The following is a 21,691-nucleotide window of genomic DNA, read 5'->3' as shown; positions in this document are numbered from 1 at the left end:
CATGTCTGCGCACAAGACCGCACTGCTCAGTGCCCTGACCACCGCGCTGCTGGCGAGCGCCAGCCTCCAGGCCGCCGAACCGCTCAAGGCGGTGGGTGCCGGCGAAGGCCAGCTGGATATCGTCGCCTGGCCCGGCTATATCGAACGTGGTGAAAGCGACAAGGCCTACGACTGGGTCAGCGGTTTCGAGAAGGAAACCGGCTGCAAGGTCAATGTGAAAACCGCCGCCACCTCTGACGAGATGGTCAGCCTGATGGCGAAGGGCGGGTATGACCTGGTGACCGCGTCGGGCGATGCATCGCTGCGACTGATCGTCGGCAAGCGGGTGCAGCCGATCAATACCGCGCTCATCCCCAATTGGAAAAACATCGACCCACGCCTGAAAGACGCGCCGTGGTACGTGGTCGGCCAGCAAACCTACGGCACCCCATACCAGTGGGGCCCGAACGTGCTGATGTACAACACCAACGTGTTCAAGACCGCGCCCACCAGCTGGGACGTGCTGTTCAACGCGCAGAACCTGCCGGACGGCAAGCCGAACAAAGGCCGCGTGCAGGCGTATGACGGCCCTATCTACATCGCCGACGCGGCGCTGTACCTCAAGGCGACCAAGCCGGAACTGGGTATTCAAAGCCCGTACGAACTGACCGAAACCCAATACAAGGCCGTGCTCGAGTTGCTGCGCGCGCAACAACCGCTGATCCACCGCTACTGGCACGACACCACTGTGCAAATGAGTGACTTCAAAAATGAAGGCGTGGTGGCCTCCAGCGCCTGGCCGTACCAGGTCAACGGCCTGCAGAACGAGAAGCAGCCGATTGCTTCGACGATTCCGAAGGAAGGCGCCACCGGCTGGGCCGACACCACCATGTTGCACACCGAGGCCAAGCACCCGAACTGCGCCTACAAGTGGATGGACTGGTCGCTGCAACCCAAGGTCCAGGGCGATGTCGCCGCCTGGTTCGGTTCGCTGCCGGCAGTGCCTGCGGCCTGTAAGGAAAGCGAACTGCTCGGCGCCGAGGGTTGCAAGACCAACGGCTTCGACCAGTTCGAAAAGATCGCCTTCTGGAAAACCCCGCAGGCTGAAGGCGGCAAGTTCGTGCCCTACAGCCGCTGGACCCAGGATTACATCGCGATCATGGGCGGCCGCTGAGGCCTCCCAGGCTGCAGAGGTCCACTGTAGGCAGGGTTCAGGAGTGAGCTGGCTTGCCTGGGAAGGCATCACCTTGGTGTAGCTGATACACCAAGGCGCCTGCATCGCGGGCAAGCCTAGCGCCCAACCGAAAAGTGCCCACATTTTGACCGCGCACACCGTTATCTCGTTTTTTCAGAAGTCCAGGCCGGGCCGCTGCGACGACCCGCGCCTTTTCGGAGCACCGCACCATGACGCTTGCAGTCCAATTCACCCACGTTTCCCGTCAGTTCGGCGAAGTGAAAGCCGTTGACCGGGTTTCCATCGATATCCAGGACGGCGAGTTCTTTTCCATGCTCGGCCCTTCCGGCTCGGGCAAGACCACCTGCCTGCGCCTGATCGCCGGGTTCGAGCAGCCGAGCGCAGGCTCGATCCGGATCCATGGCGAGGAAGCCGCGGGCTTACCGCCCTATCAGCGCGATGTGAACACCGTGTTCCAGGATTACGCGCTGTTCCCCCACATGAATGTGCGCGACAACGTCGCCTACGGCCTCAAGGTCAAGGGCGTGGGCAAGACCGAACGGCTGAACCGTGCCGAAGAAGCCCTGGGCATGGTCGCCCTCGGTGGCTACGGCGACCGCAAGCCCGTACAGCTCTCTGGCGGCCAACGCCAACGGGTCGCCCTGGCCCGCGCCCTGGTCAATCGCCCGCGCGTTTTGCTGCTGGACGAACCACTGGGCGCCCTCGACCTCAAGTTGCGCGAGCAGATGCAAAGCGAGCTCAAGAAGCTGCAGCGCCAACTGGGCATCACCTTTATCTTCGTGACCCACGACCAGACCGAAGCGCTGTCGATGTCCGACCGTGTGGCGGTGTTCAACAAGGGCCGCATCGAGCAGGTCGACACCCCGCGCAATCTCTACATGAAACCCGCCACCGCGTTCGTCGCCGAGTTCGTCGGCACCTCCAACGTCATTCGTGGCGAGCTGGCGCAGCGCCTCAGCGGCAGCGCGCAGCCCTTCTCGATCCGCCCGGAACATGTGCGGTTTGCCGACGGCCCGCTGGGCGCCGGCGAAGTGGAAATCAGCGGCTTGCTCCACGACATCCAATATCAGGGCAGCGCCACCCGCTATGAACTGAAACTGGAAAATGGCCAAGCACTGAATATCAGCCAGGCCAACAACCAGTGGCTGGATACCAGCAGCGGCCACCAGGTCGGTCAGTCCATCACCGCCCGCTGGGCGCGGGAAGCCATGACGCCACTGACCGACATCGCAGGCGAGGTGTGACATGAGCCTGGCCCTTTCCCAACCACCGATGCGCAGGTTTTCCAACCTGCTTTATCGCAAGCCCAACCTCTACCTGGCGATGTTGCTGGTGCCGCCGCTGATCTGGTTCGGCGCGATCTACCTGGGCTCGCTACTGACCCTGCTGTGGCAAGGTTTCTATACGTTTGACGACTTCACCATGGCGGTCACGCCGGACCTGACCCTGGCCAACTTCGCCGCGCTGTTCCAGCCGTCGAACTTCGACATCATCGTGCGCACCCTGAGCATGGCGATTGTGGTGTCGATCGCCAGTGCCATCGTCGCCTTCCCCATCGCCTACTACATGGCGCGCTACACCACGGGCAAGACCAAGGCGTTCTTCTATATCGCGGTAATGATGCCGATGTGGGCCAGCTACATCGTCAAGGCCTATGCCTGGACCTTGCTGCTGGCCAAGGGCGGCGTGGCGCAGTGGTTCGTGCAGCACCTGGGGCTGGAGCCACTGCTGCAGTTCGTGCTGGGCATTCCCGGCGTGGGTGGCAGCACCTTGAGCACCTCGCACCTGGGGCGCTTCATGGTGTTCGTCTATATCTGGCTGCCGTTCATGATCCTGCCGATCCAGGCGTCGCTGGAACGCTTGCCGCCATCGCTGCTGCAGGCCTCGGCCGACCTGGGAGCCAAGCCGCGCCAGACCTTCATGCAGGTGATTTTGCCGCTGTCGGTGCCGGGGATTGCCGCCGGTTCGATCTTCACGTTCTCGCTGACCCTGGGCGACTTCATCGTGCCGCAACTGGTGGGCCCGCCCGGCTACTTCGTTGGCGGCATGGTGTACGCGCAGCAAGGCGCCATCGGCAACATGCCCATGGCGGCGGCGTTCACCCTGGTACCGATCGTGCTGATCGCGGTCTACCTGTCCATCGTCAAACGCCTGGGGGCCTTCGATGCACTCTGAAAAATCAAGCATGAGTCTGAAGATCGCAGCCTGGGGCGGGTTGGTGTTCCTGCACTTCCCGATCCTGATCATCTTCCTCTACGCCTTCAACACCGAAGAAGCCGCGTTCAGCTTTCCGCCCCAGGGCTTCACCCTGAGGTGGTTCAGCGTGGCATTCGCCCGGCCGGATGTACTGGAAGCGATCAAGCTGTCGTTGCAGATCGCCGCCATTGCCACGCTGATTGCGATGGTGCTCGGCACCCTGGCTTCGGCCGCCCTGTATCGCCGCGAATTCTTCGGCAAGCAGGGCGTGTCGTTGATGCTGATCCTGCCGATTGCGCTGCCGGGGATCATCACCGGTATCGCGCTGCTGGCGACTTTCAAGACACTGGGCATCGAGCCGGGGATGTTCACCATCATCGTCGGCCACGCGACGTTCTGCGTGGTGATCGTCTACAACAACGTCATCGCGCGGTTGCGGCGGACGTCCCACAGCTTGATCGAAGCCTCGATGGACCTGGGCGCCGACGGCTGGCAGACCTTCCGCTACATCATCATGCCCAACCTGGGCTCGGCGCTGCTGGCCGGCGGCATGCTCGCCTTTGCGCTGTCGTTTGACGAAATCATCGTCACCACCTTCACCGCCGGCCACGAGCGCACCTTGCCGCTGTGGCTGCTCAATCAACTGAGTCGCCCACGGGATGTGCCGGTGACCAACGTGGTGGCGATGCTGGTGATGCTGGTGACGATGTTCCCGATTCTCGGTGCCTATTACCTGACCCGCGGTGGTGAAAGCGTGGCGGGGAGTGGCGGTAAATAACTGACAACACATTGCCACTGTTTAAACACGGTCAATGTGGGAGCGAGCTTGCCTGCGATAACAGTATCGGCTGAACCACCGCTGTCGCAGGCAAGCCCGCTCCCACCGTTGACGCGGTTTCTACAGAAGAAGAACTGTCGCTCAGAGGAGAGCTGAACCATGCAAACCAAACTCTTGATCAACGGCCACTTGGTCGAAGGCGAAGGCCCGGCACAGGCGGTGTTCAACCCGGCTTTGGGCCGCGTACTGGTGGAAATCAAGGAAGCCAGCGAAGCCCAGGTCGACGCCGCCGTGCGCGCCGCCGATGCGGCTTTCGAGGGCTGGTCGCAAACCGCGCCCAAGGATCGGTCGCTGCTGCTGCTGAAACTGGCGGACGTGATCGAAGCCCACGGCGAAGAGCTGGCCAAGCTGGAATCGGACAACTGTGGCAAGCCTTACAGCGCCGCGCTGAACGATGAGATCCCGGCGATTGCCGACGTGTTCCGCTTCTTTGCCGGCGCCAGCCGTTGCATGAGCGGTTCGGCCGGCGGTGAGTATCTGCCCGGCCATACGTCGATGATCCGCCGCGACCCGGTGGGCGTGATCGCCTCCATCGCGCCGTGGAACTACCCACTGATGATGGTCGCCTGGAAAATCGCCCCGGCCCTCGCCGCTGGTAATACCGTGGTGCTCAAGCCGTCGGAACAAACCCCGCTGACTGCCCTGCGCCTGGTCGAACTGGCTGCGGACATTTTTCCGGCCGGTGTGCTCAACCTGGTATTCGGTCGTGGTCCGACGGTGGGCAGCCCGCTGGTGAGCCACCCGAAAGTGCGCATGGTGTCGTTGACCGGCTCTATCGCCACCGGCGCGAACATCATCTCCAGCACCGCCGACAGCGTGAAGCGCCTGCACATGGAGCTGGGCGGAAAAGCGCCGGTGATCATTTTCAATGACGCCGATATCGATGCAGCGGTGGAAGGTATTCGCACCTTCGGTTTCTACAACGCCGGCCAGGATTGCACCGCGGCGTGCCGGATTTATGCGCAAGCGGACATCTACGATGCGTTTGTCGAGAAGCTCGGCGCGGCAGTCGCCAGCATCAAATACGGTTTGCAGGATGACCCATCCACCGAGCTGGGCCCACTGATCACCGCGCAACACCGCGACCGCGTGGCCGGGTTTGTCGAGCGTGCCGTGGCGCAGCCGCATATTCGCCTGGTCACCGGTGGCAAGGCGGTGGAAGGCAATGGCTTCTTCTTCGAGCCGACCGTGCTGGCTGACGCACAGCAGGACGACGAGATCGTGCGCCGTGAGGTTTTCGGCCCGGTGGTGTCGGTGACCAAGTTCTCCGATGAAGCACAGGTGCTGGGCTGGGCCAATGATTCGGACTACGGCCTGGCGTCATCCGTGTGGACTGCCGACGTAGGACGCGCCCATCGCTTGGCCGCACGCCTGCAATACGGCTGCACCTGGGTGAACACCCACTTCATGCTCGTCAGCGAAATGCCTCACGGCGGTCAGAAACTGTCGGGTTATGGCAAAGACATGTCCATGTACGGCTTGGAGGACTACACCACCGTTCGCCATGTGATGTTCAAGCACTGACGCTTTACCCCTGTGGGAACGGTCTTGTGTGGGAGCACGCTCGCTCCCACAGTAAGCCCGGCGCCCACGGGGCCTCATAACAATAAATACTTCGTAGGTTCTCCTCATGGATATCACCCGCCGCGACTTCCTCAACGGCGTCGCTGTCACCATTGCCGCTGGCATGACCCCGCTGCAACTGCTTCAAGCCGCTCCCGATGGTCGCTACTACCCACCCGCCCTCACCGGCCTGCGCGGCAGCCACGTCGGCTCGTTCGAAGTGGCGCACCAGATGGGCTGGGAAAAGAAGGTGTTCGACACCGACAAACTGCCGATCACCGAGCACTATGACCTGATAGTCGTGGGTGGCGGCTTGAGTGGGCTGTCGGCGGCGTGGTTCTACCGTGAGAAGCACCCCAAGGCGAAGATCCTGATCCTGGAAAACCACGACGACTTCGGCGGCCATGCCAAGCGCAATGAATTCCAGGCCGGTGGCCGCATGATCATCGGCTACGGTGGCAGCGAGGCGTTCCAGTCGCCCAACCACCTGTACAGCAAGGAGGTGAACGGGCTGCTGAAGAAACTCGGGGTGAACATCAAGCGCTTCGAAACCGCCTTCGACCGCCAGTTCTACCCAGGCCTCGGGCTGTCGCGCGGGGTATTTTTCGACAAGGAAAACTTCGGCGAAGACAAACTGGTGACCGGCGATCCCACCCCGATGGTGGCCGACGACATCGCGCCAGACCGACTGAATGCGCGTGCCATCAGCGATTTCATCAATGACTTCCCGTTGCCACCGGCAGACCGCCAGGCCCTGATTGAGCTGCACACGGCGCCCAAGGACTACCTGCCGGGCAAGACCGCCGAAGAAAAGGCCACTTATCTGGCGGCGACCAGCTACCGCGATTTCCTGCTGAAGAACGTCGGCCTATCAGAAGGCGCGGTGAAGTACTTCCAGAGCCGGACCAATGACTTCATGGCCCTGAGCATTGATGCGGTGGCCTCGTCCGATGCCTACAGTGTGGGTTTCCCTGGCTTTGCCGGGATGAACCTGGCGCCGATCAGCGAAGAAGCCGCTGCAGAAATGGAAGAGCCCTATATCTATCATTTCCCGGATGGCAATGCGTCGGTGGCGCGGTTGCTGGTGCGCAGTCTGATCCCAGGCGTCGCGCCGGGGCACACCATGGACGATATCGTGTTGGCCGCGTTTGACTACGCCAAGCTCGACCAGCCCAAGGCCGCCGTGCGCTTGCGCCTGAACAGCACGGCGGTCAGCGTGCGCAACGTCGGTGATAGCGTGCATGTCGGCTACAGCCGTGGCGGACAACTCGCACAGGTGCGCGGCAAACGCTGCATCCTGGCCTGCTACAACATGATGATTCCGTACCTGCTCAAGGACTTGCCGGCACCCCAAGCGCATGCCCTGAGCCAGAACGTGAAATACCCGCTGGTGTACACCAAGGTGGTGATCCGCAATTGGCAGTCGTTCCAGAAACTGGGCGTGCATGAGATTTACGCGGCGACCCAGCCTTACAGCCGGATCAAACTGGACTACTCGGTGAGCATGGGCGGCTACGACCACCCGCGTGACCCGACGCAGCCGATTGGCTTGCACATGGTCTACGTGCCCACCAGCCCCAACAGCGGCATGAACGCCCGCGACCAGGCCCGCGCCGGGCGGGGCAAGTTGTACGGGCAGACGTTCGAGCAGTTGGAAGCGCAGTTGCGTGACCAGTTGCAACGCATGCTCGGCCCGGGTGGTTTCGACCATGAGCGCGATATCCTGGCGATCACTGTCAACCGCTGGTCACATGGTTATGCGAGCTTCTCCAACAGTCTGTTTGATGATGCCGAGGAGAACACAGCGTGGATGAACCTGGCGCGCAAGCCCGTGGGGCATGTGGCCATCGCCAACTCGGATGCGGCATGGAGTGCGTATGCCCATGCGGCGATTGATGAGGCGTATCGGGCGGTGGGTGAAGTCGCCTGACGTGCAGTCTGAATATGGGAGCGGGCTTGCTCGCTCCCATATTTGATCCTCATACTTTTCAAGTACTGCGCGCGTCCGCAGAGTCTGAAATGTCTTGTCGCATTTGCAACGCCATCAGCACGCTATCAATCAATTTTCCTACGTCATCGAACCGCTTAAGCTATCCGGCGTCTGTTTAATGTCCGTTGCGTTTGGTCGAAGGCATGTCCGAACCTTAATTTCTGATCCGCTACGTGCCAGGAAAGGCGCGGGATTTGCTCACGACAGGTTGTCTCTATGCACCGCAGGAATTTGCTCAAAGCGTCCATGGCCATTGCGGCCTACACCGGTTTGTCGGCCAGCGGCCTGCTTGCCGCCCAGGCCTGGGCCGGGAACCGTGCCGCCGACGGCAAGGCCGTGGCGTTCGACTTCGAAACGCTCAAGGCCCAGGCCAAACAACTCGCCGGGACCGCGTACAAAGACACCAAACAGGTATTGCCGCCGACCCTGGCGACCATGACCCCGCAGAATTTCAACGCCATCGGCTACGACGGCAACCATTCGCTGTGGAAGGAATTGAACGGCCAACTGGACGTGCAGTTCTTCCACGTCGGCATGGGTTTCAAGACGCCAGTACGCATGCACAGCGTCGACCCCAAGACCCGCGAAGCACGTGAAGTGCATTTCCGCCCTTCGCTGTTCAATTACGAAAAAACCACGGTCGACACCAAGCAACTGACCGGCGACCTCGGTTTCTCCGGCTTCAAGCTGTTCAAGGCGCCAGAACTGGATCGCCATGACGTGCTGTCGTTTCTCGGCGCCAGCTACTTCCGCGCGGTGGACTCCACCGGCCAGTACGGCCTTTCTGCGCGCGGCCTGGCCATCGACACCTACGCGAAAAAACGCGAGGAATTCCCCGACTTCACACAGTTCTGGTTTGAAACCCCGGACAAGAACGCCACCCGCTTCGTGGTCTACGCCCTGCTCGACTCGCCGAGCGCCACCGGTGCGTACCGCTTCGACATCGACTGCCAGGCCAACCAGGTGGTGATGGCCATCGATGCCCATATCAATGCGCGCACCACCATCGAACAACTGGGCATTGCGCCGATGACCAGCATGTTCAGCTGCGGCACCCACGAGCGCCGCATGTGCGACACCATCCACCCGCAGATCCACGACTCGGACCGCCTGGCAATGTGGCGTGGCAACGGCGAGTGGATCTGCCGCCCGCTGAACAACCCCGCCAAGCTGCAATTCAACGCTTTTGCCGATAAAGACCCGAAAGGCTTCGGCCTGGTGCAGACCGACCACGAGTTCGCCAGCTACCAGGACACTGTGGACTGGTACAGCAAGCGCCCAAGCCTGTGGGTCGAACCAACCACCGCCTGGGGCGAAGGCTCGATCGACCTGCTGGAAATTCCGACGACCGGCGAGACCCTCGATAACATCGTGGCCTTCTGGACCCCGAAAAAACCCGTGGCTGCCGGTGATTCACTCAACTACGGCTACAAGCTGTACTGGAGCGCGCTGCCACCGGTCAGCACACCGCTGGCTCAGGTCGATGCCACCCGTTCCGGCATGGGCGGCTTTACCGAAGGCTGGGCACCGGGTGAACACTACCCGCAAGTCTGGGCCCGCCGTTTTGCCGTGGACTTCAAGGGCGGTGGCCTGGACCGCCTGCCACCGGGTACCGGAATCGAACCGGTGGTCACCTGCTCCCATGGCGAAGTGAAAGACTTCAGCGTGCTGGTGCTGGATAACATCAAGGGCTACCGCATCCTGTTTGACTGGTACCCGACCAGCGACAGCGTGGACCCGGTGGAGCTGCGCCTGTTTATCCGCACTCAAGACCGCACCCTGAGTGAGACCTGGTTGTATCAGTACTTCCCGCCGGCACCGGACCAGCGCAAGTACACCTGATCGGCCCTTGTAGGAGCTGGCACGCCAGCTCCTACAAGTGCTCAGAACCGCGACACACTCTTCATCGCCCCAATCAAATACCGCATCGCCACCTGATCGTTCTCGGTCAGGGCGCGATATTGCGCCAGCAGCTCCAGCTCATCCGAGCTCAACTTTCGCCCCCGCAAAGACACCCGGCGAGTCAGAAAAGACGCCACCACACCCGCTACACCATAGGACTTGGCCATGGACTGTTTCTCCTGATATCCATCAAATACTCCTGTTGCCCATTACCCGCCTCCCATGAAGCGCAATGCCTCAGCGGGCAAACCGACTGACTTCCTGGGCCAGAAATCAGACTTACCCTAAGCGTAGAAACGATCTCGTCACTTGTGGGATTTTTTTAGAGTATTCACTTAAAAAAATATCTAGGTAACAAAGACCTACAGCCTAATCCCACTCCATGGCCACAAAAAAACCCACCGGGTCAGGGTGGGTTTCAGTGGCACGTTATGCGGCTCAATCCCTCAAGTCAGACTCATGGATCGGCTGGTCGCGATGGGTCGCGCGCTGATATTGCGCCGGCCAGATGGCCTTGCGCCCGCCCAAGTCATCGTCGGCGTGCAGTGGCCAGTACGGGTCACGTAACAGCTCACGGGCGAGGAAGATGATATCGGCCTGGCAGGTGCGCAAGATGTGCTCAGCCTGGGCGGGCTCGGTAATCATGCCGACAGTGCCGGTGGCAATACCCGACTCTTTGCGCACCCGCTCGGCGAAGCGGGTCTGGTAGCCGGGGCCGGTGGGAATCTCGGCATTGGCGGCGGTGCCACCGGAAGAGACGTCGATCAGGTCGACGCCCAGGTCTTTCAGGCGGCGCGCCAGCTCCACGGTTTCATCCGGGTTCCAGCCGTCCTCCACCCAGTCGGTGGCCGATACCCGCACAAACAGCGGCAGTTCCTGAGGCCAGACCTCGCGCACCGCACGGGTCACTTCGAGCACTAGGCGAATGCGGTTTTCAAACGAGCCGCCGTAGTGGTCCTGTCGTTGGTTGCTGATGGGCGAAAGGAATTGATGCAGCAGGTAACCGTGGGCCGCGTGGATTTCCGCCACTTCGAAACCTGCGGTCAACGCGCGCTTGGCCGCGGCAACAAAATCGGCGATCACTTGCTGGATCTGCCCTTCGTCCAACGGCTTGGGCTGGGTGTGCTGGGGGTCGAAGGCAATCGGCGATGGCCCCACCGGCACCCAGCCGCCGTCTTCCGGCTTGACGCTGCCGTGCTTGCCGATCCAGGGCCGATGGGTGCTGGCCTTGCGCCCGGCATGAGCCAGCTGGATGCCGGCCACGGCGCCCTGGGCTGCGATGAACCGCGTGATGCGTTGCAGCGGTTCGATCTGCTCATCGTTCCACAGGCCGAGGTCTTCGGCGGTGATGCGGCCATCGGCAGTCACGGCGGTGGCTTCGGTGAAAATCAACCCGGCGCCGCCGACTGCACGACTGCCAAGGTGGACGAGGTGCCAGTCATTGGCCAGGCCATCGACGCTCGAGTATTGGCACATGGGCGACACGGCGATGCGGTTGAGCAGGGTCAATTGACGGAGGGTGTAGGGTTCGAGCAGCTGACTCATGGCGCACCTCTTCTTAGCATTTTGGGCACTTTTGCAGGCGCAACCTTGCTCCTGCACGACAGTGCTTAGAGCCTAGTCGACAACGCTGGATTGCACAGGGTTCAGAAAGGAAAGCGGGAGCCGATTGCCGGCCCCCGTGCTGCGACGGTCTACATCTCGACCTGGGTGCCCAGCTCGATCACGCGGTTTACCGGGAGTTTGAAGAAGCGCAGGTTGCCGTTGGCGTTCTTCAACATGAACGCGAACAAGCTTTCGCGCCAACGGGCCATGCCCTTGATGCGCGAGGCGATCACCGTTTCACGACTGAGGAAATAGGTGGTGCGCATCGGACTGAAATCCAGGTCGTCCAGATGGCACAGCTTCAGTGCCTCGGGTACGTCCGGCTCGTCGGTAAAACCGAAATGCAGGATCACGCGGAAAAAACCTTCCCCGTAGGCATCCACCTCAAAGCGCCGCGAGGCCGGCACACGCGGAATATCCTCGTAGACCACCGTCAACATCACCACCTGCTCATGCAACACCTGGTTATGCAGCAGGTTGTGCAACAACGCATGGGGCACGGCGTCCGGGCGAGCGGTGAGGAACACCGCAGTGCCCTGCACCCGATGGGGCGGCTGCACGCGAATACTGCTGATAAAGATCGGCAATGGCAGGCCACCTTCGTCGAGGCGATCCACCAGCAATTGCTTGCCGCGTTTCCAGGTGGTCATCAGCACGAACAGCACGATCCCCGCCAAGACCGGGAAGGCGCCACCCTGGATGATTTTCGGCACGTTGGCGGCAAAATACAGCCCATCGACCAACAGGCAGCACACCAATACGGGCACGGCCAGGATCGGCGGCCATTTCCACAGCAGCAGCATCACGGCCGACACCAGGATGGTGGTCATCAGCATAGTCCCGGTCACCGCCACGCCGTAGGCCGATGCCAATGCGTTGGAGGATTCGAAACCCAGCACCAGCAGGATCACACCGACCATAAGCGACCAGTTCACCGCGCCGATGTAGATCTGGCCCTGCTCGGCACTCGAGGTGTGCTGGATATGCATGCGCGGGATGTAACCCAGCTGGATCGCCTGGCGGGTCAATGAGAACGCACCGGAAATGACTGCCTGGGATGCAATCACCGTAGCCAGGGTGGACAACACGACCAGCGGGATCAGCGCCCAGCTCGGGGCGAGGAGGTAGAACGGGTTGCGCGCTGCCTCCGGATCGCCCAGCAGCATGGCGCCCTGGCCGAAATAGTTGAGCACCAGCGCCGGCAACACCAGCATGAACCACGCACGGGCGATGGGTTTGCGGCCGAAGTGCCCCATGTCGGCGTACAGCGCCTCGGCGCCGGTCAATGCCAGTACCACCGCGCCGAGGATGGCCACGCCTATGCCTGGGTGAGCCTCGAAGAAACGCACGCCCCACATCGGATTCAGCGCGTTGAGCACCTCAGGGTGCAGGGTGATGCCATACACACCGAGACCGCCGAGGACCAGGAACCATGTCACCATCACCGGACCGAACAGCTTGCCGATACGGTCCGTGCCGTGTTTCTGGATGAGAAACAGCGCTACCAGCACCACCAGCGCGATCGGCACCACCCACTTTTCCAGGCCGTCGAACGCCAATTCCAGGCCTTCAATGGCCGACAATACTGAAATCGCCGGGGTGATCATGCTGTCGCCGTAGAACAGCGCCGCGCCGCACAGGCCACATACCACCAGGAAACTGCGCAGTTTCTTGCGCTCCCCCGCCGCTCGTCGTGCCAGTGCAGTGAGCGCCATAATACCGCCCTCGCCCTGGTTGTCGGCGCGCAGCACGAAGAGCATGTATTTGATCGAGACCACCCAGATCAGTGACCAGAAGATCAGCGCCAGGATCCCCAGCACGCCGTCATGGTTGACCTGAACCCCATACCCTCCGTTGAACACCTCTTTAAGGGTGTAGAGCGGACTGGTCCCGATATCGCCATAAACCACCCCGACCGCTGCCACCAGCATGCCGATCGGCTTGGCATTTGATTCCTCGGCACCTGCTGCCTGACTACTCGCGTGACCCATCAACCACTCCTGCCCTTTGACCTGAGGTCTTTTATAAACAACGCGTCTAAGCTGACCGTAGCATGCGCTGTTTTACTTCTCGTAACAGACGTTTTATTGACCCCGGGCTTTTACCCGTATGCAACGGCGCGAAGCATAGCGCAGCACTCGTCGCATTTCCCCGCATAAAGCTGGTCAAGTGCGTTGCCCGTCGCTAGAATTGCGCACTTTTTGATCAGAGGCGCACCAAGCGCCCGTCCGCAGCCCTGTCGTGCCCGACTGGCGGCGTCATTCAATACCGAGGTTAGACATGTCCACCACCATCGCAAAGGCCAACCCCAAGGTTGGCTTTGTTTCCCTGGGTTGCCCGAAGGCTCTGGTCGACTCCGAGCGCATCCTCACGCAACTGCGTATGGAAGGCTATGACGTTGTGTCCACCTACCAGGACGCCGACGTGGTGGTGGTCAACACCTGCGGCTTCATCGACTCGGCCAAGGCAGAGTCCCTGGAAGTGATCGGCGAAGCCATCAAGGAAAACGGCAAGGTCATCGTGACCGGCTGCATGGGCGTGGAAGAAGGCAATATCCGCAACGTGCACCCGAGCGTGCTGGCCGTGACCGGCCCGCAGCAGTACGAGCAGGTGGTCAACGCGGTGCACGAAGTCGTGCCACCGCGCCAGGACCACAACCCGCTGATCGACCTGGTGCCGCCGCAAGGCATCAAGCTGACACCACGCCATTACGCCTACCTGAAGATTTCCGAAGGCTGCAACCACAGCTGCAGCTTCTGCATCATTCCGTCGATGCGCGGCAAGCTGGTGAGCCGCCCAGTCGGCGACGTACTGGACGAGGCCCAGCGCCTGGTCAAATCCGGCGTCAAAGAGCTGTTGGTGATCTCCCAGGACACCAGCGCCTACGGCGTCGACGTGAAATACCGCACCGGTTTCTGGAACGGCGCGCCGGTGAAAACCCGCATGACCGAACTGTGCGAAGCCCTCAGCAGCCTGGGTGTGTGGGTGCGCCTGCACTATGTCTACCCGTACCCGCATGTGGACGAGCTGATCCCGCTGATGGCTGCCGGCAAGATCCTGCCGTACCTGGACATCCCGTTCCAGCACGCCAGCCCGAAAGTGCTCAAGGCCATGAAACGCCCCGCTTTCGAAGACAAGACCCTGGCGCGCATCAAGAACTGGCGCGAGATCTGCCCGGAACTGATCATCCGCTCGACCTTCATCGTCGGCTTCCCCGGCGAAACCGAGGAAGACTTCCAGTACCTGCTGGACTGGCTGACCGAAGCCCAGCTGGACCGCGTCGGCTGCTTCCAGTACTCGCCGGTTGAAGGTGCCCCGGCCAACCTGCTGGACCTGGCCGTGGTGCCGGACGACGTCAAGCAGGACCGTTGGGAGCGTTTCATGGCGCACCAGCAGGCCATCAGCTCGGCGCGCCTGCAACTGCGCATCGGCAAGGAAATCGAAGTACTGATCGACGAAGTCGATGAGCAAGGCGCCGTTGGCCGATGCTTCTTCGATGCGCCGGAAATCGACGGTAACGTCTTTATCGACGACGCCAGCGGCCTGAAGCCGGGCGACAAGGTCTGGTGCACCGTGACCGATGCCGACGAATACGACCTGTGGGCTGAAAAGCGCGACTGATCGGTAACACTGTAAAAAGCCCTGCATCTGATCAAGATGTGGGGCTTTTTTAGGTCTATCGTTTGCCCATCGCCAATCATCGGCAGGGGCAGCGAGCATGCGTCGGCATTCGGTTATCCACACACCTAAATCCAGTGATTATCAAAAACTGACTGAAATCTGGGAGTCCTCGGTGCGGGCTACCCATGATTTCCTGCCGGACAGCTACATCGAGCTACTGAGGAACCTGGTGCTGACTCACTACCTGGACACAGTGATGCTGATTTGCACCAAAGACTCGTACCAACGCATCACCGGGTTTGCCGGTGTCGCCGCGGGCAAGGTCGAGATGCTGTTTATCGACCCGCAGCACCGGGGCCAAGGCCTTGGCCGGCAATTGCTGCGCTATGCGATCGAGCACATGAACGCCGACGAGCTGGAAGTGAACGAGCAGAATCCCCAGGCCTTGGGCTTCTACCTCAAACAGGGGTTCGAGGTGATCGGGCGCACGGAGCATGACGGCCTGGGCCAGCCCTATCCGTTGCTGCATATGCGTTTGCGCCAGCAGCAACACCTGCGCAGCGGCTGACGAACCGCAGAACACCTGTGGGTGCTGGCGTGCCTGGGCCCACAAAAAGCGACAGCACTGAAATGGGGCCGGGATTAACCGGCGCCAGGCAGGTACAATAGCTGCCCCCTTTTGCTACGGCCCCTGTCATGACTGACCCCATACGCCTCTCCAAACGCCTTATCGAACTGGTCGGTTGCTCCCGTCGGGAGGCTGAGCTGTTCATCGAAGGCGGCTGGGTCTCGGTGGACGGTGAAGTGATCGACGAACCTCAGTTCAAGGTCACCACCCAGAAGGTCGAGCTCGACCCCGACGCGAAGGCCACCGCGCCAGAACCGGTGACCATCCTGCTGAACGCCCCGGCCGGCGTGGATGCCGAAACCGCCATGGCGTCGATCAGCGCCGAGACGCTCTCGCAAGAACACCGCTTCGGCAAGCGCCCACTCAAGGGCCATTTCCTGCGCCTCACCGCCAGCGCCGACCTGCAAGCCAAGGCCAGCGGCCTGCTGGTGTTTACCCAGGACTGGAAGATCCTGCGCAAGTTGACCGCCGACGCCGCCAAGATCGAGCAGGAATACGTGGTGGAAGTCGAAGGCGACATGGTTGCCCACGGTCTCAACCGCCTGAACCACGGCCTGACCTACAAAGGCAAGGAGCTGCCGGCCGTCAAAGCCAGCTGGCAGAACGAAAACCGCCTGCGCTTTGCGATGAAAAACCCGCAGCCTGGCGTGATCGCGCTGTTCTGCGAAGCGGTTGGCCTGAAAGTCATCGCCATTCGCCGCATCCGCATCGGCGGCGTGTCCATCGGCAAGGTGCCGGTCGGCCAATGGCGCTACCTGTCCGGCAAAGAGAAGTTCTAAGCCGCGGCCCTTTTCTCGACACCGCCCCACTGTGGCGGTGTCCTCAGTTGAATACCAGGATTGCCTACCATGATTCACAACGACGTACTGCGCAGCGTGCGCTACATGCTCGACATCAGCGACAACAAGATGGTCGAGATCATCAAGCTCGGCGGCATGGAAGTGACCAAGGACGACCTGCTGACCTACCTCAAGAAGGACGAGGAAGAAGGCTTCGTGTTCTGCCCGGATGAAGTCATGGCCCACTTCCTCGATGGCCTGGTGATCTTCAAGCGCGGCAAGGACGAAAGCCGCCCGCCGCAGCCGATCGAGACACCGGTGACCAACAACATCATCCTCAAGAAGCTGCGTGTGGCCTTCGAGCTGAAAGAAGACGACATGCACGCCATCCTCAAGGCCGCTGAATTTCCGGTGTCCAAACCTGAGCTGAGCGCCTTGTTCCGCAAGTTCGGCCACACCAACTACCGCCCGTGTGGCGACCAGTTGCTGCGTAACTTCCTCAAGGGGCTGACGCTGCGCGTCAGGGCTTGAGAACAGCGACGAGCCTCAAGCCGCACGTTAAACGCCTGTGGCTTGCAGCTTGTAACTTGAGGCTTCAGAAATGACCTACCCCGTCTCGCCCGTCGGCTTCGTGCGCTCCTGCTTCAAGGAGAAGTTCGCCATCCCCCGCCAACCGCAGCTGGCGCCAGCCGCCCGTGGCGTGCTGGAGCTGGTGGCGCCGTTCGACGGCGGTGAAGCGGTGCAGGGCCTGGAGCAGGTCAGCCATGTGTGGCTGCTGTTCCTGTTCCACCAGGCGCTGGAAGACAAGCCTCGCCTGAAAGTGCGCCCTCCGCGCCTGGGCGGCAACACGTCAATGGGCGTGTTCGCCACCCGCGCGACTCATCGCCCCAATGGCATTGGCCAGTCGGTGGTGAAGCTGGACAAGGTGGAACCGGGCCGCCTGTGGATTTCCGGAATCGACTTGCTGGATGGCACGCCGGTGCTGGATATCAAGCCGTATGTGCCGTATGCCGACATCGTCGACACGGCCACCAATGAGATTGCCAGCGGCGCGCCGCAGCTGATCCCCGTGCAGTGGCTGAAGACCGCCCTGCAACAGGCACAAAGCCACGCCCAACGCCTTGGCGAGCCCCTGGTGGAACTGATTGATCAGTGCCTGGCACAGGATCCACGGCCGGCGTACCAGACGCCAGGGCCAGAGCGCGAATACGGTGCACAGTTCTGGGATGTGGATGTGCGTTGGCACTATCCCGAGACCGGGGTGATTTGCGTGCTGGAAGTGCTTGCGGCTGGATAAACCCCAAAAACCAGTGTGGGAGCGGGCTTGCCTGCGATGCAGACGCCTCGGTCTTTAGTTGAACCGAGGTCTGCAATCGCAGGCAAACCAGCTCCCACATTATTGGGTCAGTGCTTATTTCTCGACGAACGCCCGTTCGATCAGGTAATCGCCCGGCTCACGCATCCGTGGCGAAACTTTCAGACCGAAGCTGTTCAACACTTCGCTGGTTTCGTCCAGCATGCTTGGGCTGCCGCACAGCATCGCGCGGTCGTCTTCGGGGTTGATCGGCGGCAGGCCGATGTCGCTGAACAGCTTGCCGCTGCGCATCAGGTCGGTCAGGCGGCCCTCGTTTTCGAACGGCTCGCGGGTGACAGTCGGGTAGTAGATCAACTTGTCACGCAGGGCCTCGCCGAAGAATTCGTTCTGCGGCAGGTGCTCGGTGATGAATTCGCGGTAGGCGACTTCGTTGACGTAACGCACGCCGTGGCACAGGATCACTTTTTCGAAACGCTCGTAGGTTTCCGGGTCCTGGATCACGCTCATGAAGGGAGCAAGGCCAGTACCGGTGCTGAGCAGGTACAGGTGTTTGCCCGGCTTCAAATCGTCAAGCACCAGGGTGCCTGTCGGTTTCTTGCTGATGATGATCTCGTCGCCTTCCTTCAAATGCTGCAATTGGGAAGTCAGCGGGCCATCTGGCACTTTAATGCTGAAGAACTCCAGATGCTCTTCCCAGTTCGGGCTGGCAATGGAGTAAGCGCGCATGAGCGGGCGGCCATTGGGTTGTTGCAGGCCGATCATCACGAACTGACCGTTCTCGAAGCGCAGGCCCGGATCGCGGGTGCACTTGAAGCTGAACAGAGTGTCGTTCCAGTGATGAACACTGAGGACACGCTCGTGGTTCATGTTGCTCATGTACGGGGGACTCCTGGAAATGGGTCTGCGCCAAATGTAGTTGCGCAATTGCACAGCATTCTAATGGCGGCGACAATATCTGTTAACTGGATTATTAAGATAAGGGTTATCGGTTATATCGATATGCGATTTACTCTCCGTCAACTGCAAGTCTTCGTCGCCGTCGCCCAGCAGGAAAGCGTCTCGCGCGCTGCTGGCCTTCTGGCCTTATCTCAATCCGCCGCCAGCACCTCGATCACCGAGCTGGAGCGTCAATCCAGCTGCCAATTATTCGACCGCGCGGGCAAGCGCCTGAGCCTCAACGCCCTCGGTCATCAGCTGTTGCCCCAGGCCGTGGCGCTGCTGGACCAGGCCAAGGAGATCGAGGACCTGCTCAACGGCAAGTCCGGCTTTGGCTCCCTGGCAGTTGGCGCGACCCTCACCATCGGTAACTACCTGGCCACGCTGCTGATCGGCAGCTTCATGCAGCAGCATCCGGAAAGCCAGGTGAAGCTGCATGTGCAGAACACTGCTCATATCGTGCACCAAGTGGCGCATTACGAAATTGACCTGGGTCTAATCGAAGGCGACTGCAGCCACCCGGATATCGAGGTGCAAACCTGGGTCGAGGATGAGCTGGTGGTGTTTTGCGCGCCGCAGCATCACTTGGCCAAGCGTGGCGTGGCAAGCATGGATGAGTTGACCCATGAGGCGTGGATCCTGCGGGAACAGGGTTCGGGCACGCGCCTGACGTTTGACCAAGCCATGCGCCATCACCGCAGCGCGCTGAATATCCGCCTGGAACTGGAACACACCGAGGCCATCAAGCGTGCGGTGGAATCGGGACTGGGTATCGGCTGCATTTCGCGGCTGGCACTGCGCGATGCGTTCCGCCGTGGCAGCCTGGTGCCGGTGGAAACCCCGGACCTGGACCTGGCCCGGCAGTTCTACTTCATCTGGCACAAACAGAAGTACCAGACCTCGGCAATGCGCGAGTTCCTGGAGCTCTGCCGCGCCTTCACCGCCGGGGTCCAGCGCAGCGACGAAATCGTGCTGCCGAGTATTGCCTGAGGGTCAGACCAGGATGACGGCCCACACCAGGGTAATCATGGTCAGCGCAACGAACTGCGCGGCGCTGCCCATGTCCTTGGCGTTTTTCGACAGCGGGTGGCGGTCCAGGGAAATACGGTCGATCGCCGCTTCCACTGCCGAGTTGAGCAACTCGACGATCAATGCCAGCAGGCACACGGCGATCAGCAAGGCCCGCTCGACGCGGCTGACATTCAGGAAAAAGCTCACCGGGATCAGGATCACGTTGAGCAGTACCAACTGGCGGAAGGCTGCCTCGCCGGTGAACGCTGCGCGTAGGCCATCCAGGGAATACCCCCCAGCGTTGAAGATACGTTTGATACCGGTTTGACCCTTGAAAGGCGACATAGATGTAGGCAACTGAACCAAAGGAGTGGGGAAACTAGATCACGCAAAGTCAAAAAAGCGTGAACCGGTGACAGCTTAGTGCTGCGAAATTGACTCAAGTTGTTGCAAGAGCAGCGCCGCCTGGGTGCGCGTGCGCACGCCAAGCTTGCGGAAGATCGCCGTCACGTGGGCCTTGATCGTCGCTTCCGACACGCTCAGCTCGTAGGCAATCTGCTTGTTCAGCAAGCCTTCGCAGACCATGGTCAGCACCCGGAACTGCTGGGGCGTCAGGCTGGCGAGGCCATCACGGGCGGCCTTGGCTTCGTCGGACACGTTGATTTCTTCAAACGCCTGCGGCGGCCAAGACACATCGCCGTCCAGCACGGTACGTACCGCTTTCTGGATATCTTCCATCGCGCTGGACTTGGGAATGAAACCGCTGGCACCAAACTCCTTGGAGCGCACCACCACATCGGCTTCTTCCTGGGCCGAGACCATCACCACGGGGATTTGCGGGTATTGCCCACGCAACAGCACCAGCCCGGAGAAACCGTAGGCACCAGGCATATTCAGGTCGAGCAGCACCAGGTCCCAGTCGGATTTTTCGGTGAGGCGGGCTTCCAGCTCGGCAATGCTGGCCACTTCGACCAGGCGCACGTCCGGGCCAAGACCCAGGGTCACTGCTTGGTGCAGCGCGCTGCGAAACAGCGGGTGGTCATCGGCTATCAGGATTTCGTATGTGGCCATTGATTAAATGATCCTGTTTTTTATGGCAGCCCTGATGGGTTCAGGGTTCACCGGTACACAAGGCGACAGCCAGGCAGCCATCGCCACAGGGCACGCTCGACGTCAAAAGCACCTGGAACGACATCGAAAAAATTCACGGTTGCACCCCAATCGGCGCTCAGCATGCCCAGCGTAGCCTGGGGGGTCAAGCACTACGCCCACGGGCATTTTAGCGGCGTGCGAGTTTAGGGTGCCATCATGCAAACGTCGTCTGGCTATACCGCCGGTATATAGGGCGCAAGACGAGTATGGACGATGTCCGTCGGGTCCAGGGGTAACTGGAACTTGGCCGCCAGGTAATGGGTGCTGAACACGTCCAGGTAGGCATCCAGCACTTCGCAGGCGGCGAGGTCATCTGCCAACTCAAGGCACAGCGCGGCGACTTCGGCGGTACAGAAATGATCGTCGCGCTTTGAGCGGCGCAGCTTGTAGCGTGACAGCTGTTCCGGCGCCAGGCTGAGTACCGGCAGTTGCTCCAGGTAGGGGCTTTTGCGGAACATCTTGCGCGCCTCGCTCCAAGTGCCATCCAACAGGATGAACAGCGGGCGCTTGCCCTCCTCCACTGTCACTTCGCTGACTACGCGCTCAGGGGCGACGAATTCGCCGGGGAACACGATATAGGGCTGCCACTGCGGGTCGGCCAGCAAGGTGAGCAATCCGGGGTCGACCTCAGTGCGCGACCAGGCGAACGCCGTGGTGTCGGTGATGACATCGGCGATCAGCCAGCCGGTGTTGCTGGGCTTCATGGGCTCGACGTCGTGCATCAGCAGGCACATGGCGGATTTCGCCGCGACGCTCGGTCGCCACGCACACAGGCAGTACTCGGGGATCACCCGGCAGCCTGGGCAACGTTCGGCGCGCGAGCCACGGTTGAGGAACGGCCGGACGGCGCGGGCCAGGCGCTGGGTGCGCAGGCGGGAAACGGCATGGCTCATCGCAGGCGCCGTTGGGACGGGTCAATCGACACGGTGAAAACTCTTGGAAGGCTAAAGAGGCCGCAGTTTACCAGCGATACGCCTGGCT

General features: G+C 61.2%; 20 protein-coding genes. 13 read left to right on the top strand and 7 right to left on the bottom strand.

Annotation, left to right across the window (positions count from 1 at the left end):
* Window position 1 precedes the first annotated feature (1 nt).
* The 7 genes from ydcS to ATH90_RS06180 all read left to right on the top strand — a co-directional run bounded on the left by ydcS (window position 2) and on the right by ATH90_RS06180 (window position 9,603).
* Window positions 2-1,153 carry a putative ABC transporter substrate-binding protein YdcS gene (ydcS, locus tag ATH90_RS06210; RefSeq protein WP_034102455.1) on the top strand — a complete coding sequence of 384 codons (1,152 nt, stop codon included), beginning with the start codon at window positions 2-4 and terminating at the stop codon, window positions 1,151-1,153.
* A 230-nt stretch (window positions 1,154-1,383) separates the two neighbouring features.
* The gene (locus tag ATH90_RS06205) at window positions 1,384-2,418 is read left to right on the top strand and encodes an ABC transporter ATP-binding protein (protein WP_034102454.1); all 1,035 of its coding nucleotides are present in this window, start codon (window positions 1,384-1,386) and stop codon (window positions 2,416-2,418) included.
* Between the two features lies 1 nt (window position 2,419).
* The gene (locus ATH90_RS06200) at window positions 2,420-3,349 is read left to right on the top strand and encodes an ABC transporter permease (RefSeq protein WP_034102453.1); all 930 of its coding nucleotides are present in this window, start codon (window positions 2,420-2,422) and stop codon (window positions 3,347-3,349) included.
* Entirely contained in the window at window positions 3,339-4,148 is an 810-nt protein-coding gene (locus ATH90_RS06195; RefSeq protein WP_069022064.1) for an ABC transporter permease, read from the top strand. The genes ATH90_RS06200 and ATH90_RS06195 overlap by 11 nt, the downstream gene beginning before the upstream one ends.
* A gap of 159 nt (window positions 4,149-4,307) precedes the next feature.
* Window positions 4,308-5,732, top strand: coding sequence for a gamma-aminobutyraldehyde dehydrogenase (locus ATH90_RS06190; protein ID WP_034102452.1), 1,425 nt, complete (start codon window positions 4,308-4,310; stop codon window positions 5,730-5,732).
* A gap of 106 nt (window positions 5,733-5,838) precedes the next feature.
* Window positions 5,839-7,701 carry a flavin monoamine oxidase family protein gene (locus tag ATH90_RS06185; protein ID WP_098465885.1) on the top strand — a complete coding sequence of 621 codons (1,863 nt, stop codon included), beginning with the start codon at window positions 5,839-5,841 and terminating at the stop codon, window positions 7,699-7,701.
* Between the two features lie 276 nt (window positions 7,702-7,977).
* Window positions 7,978-9,603: a glucan biosynthesis protein D gene (locus tag ATH90_RS06180; protein WP_098465884.1), complete on the top strand. Its 1,626-nt coding sequence runs from the start codon at window positions 7,978-7,980 to the stop codon at window positions 9,601-9,603.
* 41 nt (window positions 9,604-9,644) lie between these two features.
* Here ATH90_RS06180 and ATH90_RS06175 read toward each other — a convergent pair whose 3' ends face one another.
* From ATH90_RS06175 to ATH90_RS06165, 3 genes are all read right to left on the bottom strand, one after another.
* Window positions 9,645-9,830 (bottom strand): hypothetical protein, encoded by a 186-nt coding sequence (locus ATH90_RS06175; protein ID WP_034102449.1) that lies wholly within the window; start codon window positions 9,828-9,830, stop codon window positions 9,645-9,647.
* A gap of 271 nt (window positions 9,831-10,101) precedes the next feature.
* A complete protein-coding gene (locus ATH90_RS06170) occupies window positions 10,102-11,208 on the bottom strand; it encodes an NADH:flavin oxidoreductase/NADH oxidase (RefSeq protein ID WP_034102448.1) in 1,107 nt (368 codons plus the stop codon).
* 149 nt (window positions 11,209-11,357) lie between these two features.
* Window positions 11,358-13,259: a potassium transporter Kup gene (locus ATH90_RS06165; RefSeq protein ID WP_069022057.1), complete on the bottom strand. Its 1,902-nt coding sequence runs from the start codon at window positions 13,257-13,259 to the stop codon at window positions 11,358-11,360.
* Window positions 13,260-13,548: 289 nt separating this feature from the next.
* On the opposite strand from ATH90_RS06165, the gene rimO reads away from it, so the two are divergent.
* From rimO to tsaA, 5 genes are all read left to right on the top strand, one after another.
* Window positions 13,549-14,889, top strand: coding sequence for a 30S ribosomal protein S12 methylthiotransferase RimO (gene rimO, locus ATH90_RS06160; RefSeq protein ID WP_003231334.1), 1,341 nt, complete (start codon window positions 13,549-13,551; stop codon window positions 14,887-14,889).
* A gap of 97 nt (window positions 14,890-14,986) precedes the next feature.
* A complete protein-coding gene (locus ATH90_RS06155) occupies window positions 14,987-15,457 on the top strand; it encodes a GNAT family N-acetyltransferase (protein WP_034102445.1) in 471 nt (156 codons plus the stop codon).
* Window positions 15,458-15,585: 128 nt separating this feature from the next.
* On the top strand, window positions 15,586-16,296 hold the full coding sequence (locus ATH90_RS06150; protein ID WP_034102444.1) for an rRNA pseudouridine synthase: 711 nt from the start codon (window positions 15,586-15,588) through the stop codon (window positions 16,294-16,296).
* A 69-nt stretch (window positions 16,297-16,365) separates the two neighbouring features.
* A complete protein-coding gene (locus ATH90_RS06145) occupies window positions 16,366-16,827 on the top strand; it encodes a YehS family protein (RefSeq protein WP_034102443.1) in 462 nt (153 codons plus the stop codon).
* A 70-nt stretch (window positions 16,828-16,897) separates the two neighbouring features.
* The gene (gene tsaA / locus ATH90_RS06140; protein ID WP_098465883.1) at window positions 16,898-17,593 is read left to right on the top strand and encodes a tRNA (N6-threonylcarbamoyladenosine(37)-N6)-methyltransferase TrmO; all 696 of its coding nucleotides are present in this window, start codon (window positions 16,898-16,900) and stop codon (window positions 17,591-17,593) included.
* Window positions 17,594-17,707: 114 nt separating this feature from the next.
* On the opposite strand, the gene fpr is transcribed toward tsaA, so the two are convergent.
* A complete protein-coding gene (fpr, locus tag ATH90_RS06135; RefSeq protein ID WP_003189055.1) occupies window positions 17,708-18,487 on the bottom strand; it encodes a ferredoxin-NADP reductase in 780 nt (259 codons plus the stop codon).
* 123 nt (window positions 18,488-18,610) lie between these two features.
* Here fpr and ATH90_RS06130 point away from each other — a divergent pair, with 123 nt between their 5' ends.
* On the top strand, window positions 18,611-19,537 hold the full coding sequence (locus tag ATH90_RS06130) for a LysR family transcriptional regulator (RefSeq protein ID WP_010212678.1): 927 nt from the start codon (window positions 18,611-18,613) through the stop codon (window positions 19,535-19,537).
* A 3-nt stretch (window positions 19,538-19,540) separates the two neighbouring features.
* Here ATH90_RS06130 and ATH90_RS06125 read toward each other — a convergent pair whose 3' ends face one another.
* The 3 genes from ATH90_RS06125 to ATH90_RS06115 form a co-directional block, all read right to left on the bottom strand.
* Entirely contained in the window at window positions 19,541-19,903 is a 363-nt protein-coding gene (locus ATH90_RS06125) for a diacylglycerol kinase (RefSeq protein WP_012722527.1), read from the bottom strand.
* 75 nt (window positions 19,904-19,978) lie between these two features.
* Window positions 19,979-20,629 carry a response regulator transcription factor ErdR gene (erdR, locus tag ATH90_RS06120; protein ID WP_003189050.1) on the bottom strand — a complete coding sequence of 217 codons (651 nt, stop codon included), beginning with the start codon at window positions 20,627-20,629 and terminating at the stop codon, window positions 19,979-19,981.
* 254 nt (window positions 20,630-20,883) lie between these two features.
* Window positions 20,884-21,603: a tRNA-uridine aminocarboxypropyltransferase gene (locus ATH90_RS06115; RefSeq protein ID WP_069022050.1), complete on the bottom strand. Its 720-nt coding sequence runs from the start codon at window positions 21,601-21,603 to the stop codon at window positions 20,884-20,886.
* Between the last annotated feature and the right edge of the window lie 88 nt (window positions 21,604-21,691).

The sequence above is a fragment of the Pseudomonas lurida genome (assembly GCF_002563895.1).
GTDB classification, from domain to species: Bacteria; Pseudomonadota; Gammaproteobacteria; order Pseudomonadales; family Pseudomonadaceae; genus Aquipseudomonas; species Aquipseudomonas lurida.
This window is presented reverse-complemented; position numbering and strand designations above follow the sequence as displayed.